The organism is Falsiroseomonas selenitidurans (assembly GCF_012103215.1).
Taxonomy (GTDB): Bacteria; Pseudomonadota; Alphaproteobacteria; order Acetobacterales; family Acetobacteraceae; genus Falsiroseomonas; species Falsiroseomonas selenitidurans.
The window spans coordinates 1-1,497 of the sequence record NZ_JAAVNE010000119.1 but is presented as its reverse complement, the minus strand read 5'-3'; the positions used below and the strand labels follow the sequence as shown (position 1 = coordinate 1,497).

Below are 1,497 nucleotides of genomic sequence, written 5' to 3'. Positions count from 1 at the left end.
CAGCCCGTACCAGGTTTCGCTGACCATGTTCGGCACGCCGGCCTCGCGCCCTGCCGGAGGCTGCCTTCGCCACGCCGGAGGCCGCGCTGGCCGCCATGGCCGGGGCGCTGCGGCGGGCCATCGCCGGCAGTTCCGGCCCCTTCTACGCCACGGCGCTGCTGGCCGCGTCCCAGGCGCTGCACGGCCAGGCGGCGCCGGGGCGCGCCGCCTGGGCCACCGCCTTCCGCGCCGCGGTCGCCGCCATCGGGGAACTCGGCGGCGCCCGGCCCGGCGACCGCACCATGCTGGACGCGCTGCACCCGGCGGCGGAGGCCTTTGCCACCGCCGAAGGGCCGGTCGCCGCGGCCTGGGCGGCGGCGGAAGCGGCGGCCGAGGAGGGGGCGGCGGCCACCGCCACCATGCCGCCCCGCCGCGGCCGCGCCGCCTATCTCGGCGACCGCGCGCTCGGCGTGCCGGATGCCGGGGCCAGCGCGGTGCTGGTGTGGATGCGGGCCATCGGGCGCAGCCTGGGCTGACCCGCCCCCCAGCCTGCGCGCTTCCGCAAGCGGCGCGCAGGTTGTAGTCACCCGGCTCCCCGCTGGAGTCCCGGATTGACGATCGCCATCGACATCGGCCTGACCGCCACCGGCAGCCCCGTGACCTTCGACCTGGAGGAGCTGCTCTCCACCCGCCTGCTGGTGCAGGGCAATTCCGGATCCGGCAAGTCGCACCTGCTGCGCCGCCTGCTGGAACAGAGCGCGCCCTGGGTGCAGCAGGTGGTGGTGGATCCGGAGGGGGACTTCACCTCCCTGGCCGACCGGTTCGGGCACCTGGTGGTGGAGGCTGGCGACCATGCCGAGGGCGCCCTGCAGCAGGTGGCGGAGCGGGTGCGGCGGCATCGCGTCTCCGTCGTGCTGAACCTCGACAGCGTCGAGGCGGAACAGCAGCTGCGCCTGGCCGCCGCCTTCCTGGGCGGGCTGTTCGACGTGGACCGGGACGCCTGGAACCCGCTGATGGTGGTGGTGGACGAGGCGCAGCTGTTCGCCCCCGCCGCCGCCAGCGAAACCTCGGACGAGGCACGCCGCGCCGCGCTCGGCGCCATGACCAACCTGATGTGCCGCGGCCGCAAGCGCGGCCTGGCGGGCGTGATTGCCACCCAGCGCCTGGCCAAGCTGGCCAAGAACGTGGCGGCGGAGGCGTCCAACTTCATGATGGGGCGCACCTTCCTCGACATCGACATGGCCCGCGCGGCGGATCTGCTGGGGATGGAACGGCGCCAGGCGGACTCCTTCCGTGACCTGGAGCGCGGGCATTTCATGGCGCTCGGCCCCGCCGTCTCCCGCCGCCCACTGCGGGTGCGGGTCGGCGCGGTGGAGACCGAATCGCGCTCCGCCGGGCCGTCCCTGGTGCCGCCGCCTTCCGCCGCCGCGGCGGAAGCGGCGCGGGAGCTGGTGCTGGCGGCGCCGGAGCCGGAGCCGCAGCGCCTGGCGCGCCGGCCGGCGCGCCCCCCGGCGCCGG

At 76.4% G+C, this 1,497-nt stretch carries 2 protein-coding genes; both read left to right on the top strand.

Annotation, left to right across the window (positions count from 1 at the left end; all coding sequences use genetic code 11):
* Window positions 1-50: 50 nt before the first annotated feature.
* Window positions 51-515, top strand: a complete 465-nt coding sequence (locus HEQ75_RS27585) for a DAK2 domain-containing protein (protein ID WP_168035326.1) — start codon at window positions 51-53, stop codon at window positions 513-515.
* 75 nt (window positions 516-590) lie between these two features.
* Window positions 591-1,497, top strand: a 907-nt coding sequence (locus HEQ75_RS27580) for a helicase HerA domain-containing protein (protein WP_168035325.1), incomplete at its 3' end; no start/stop codon positions are given.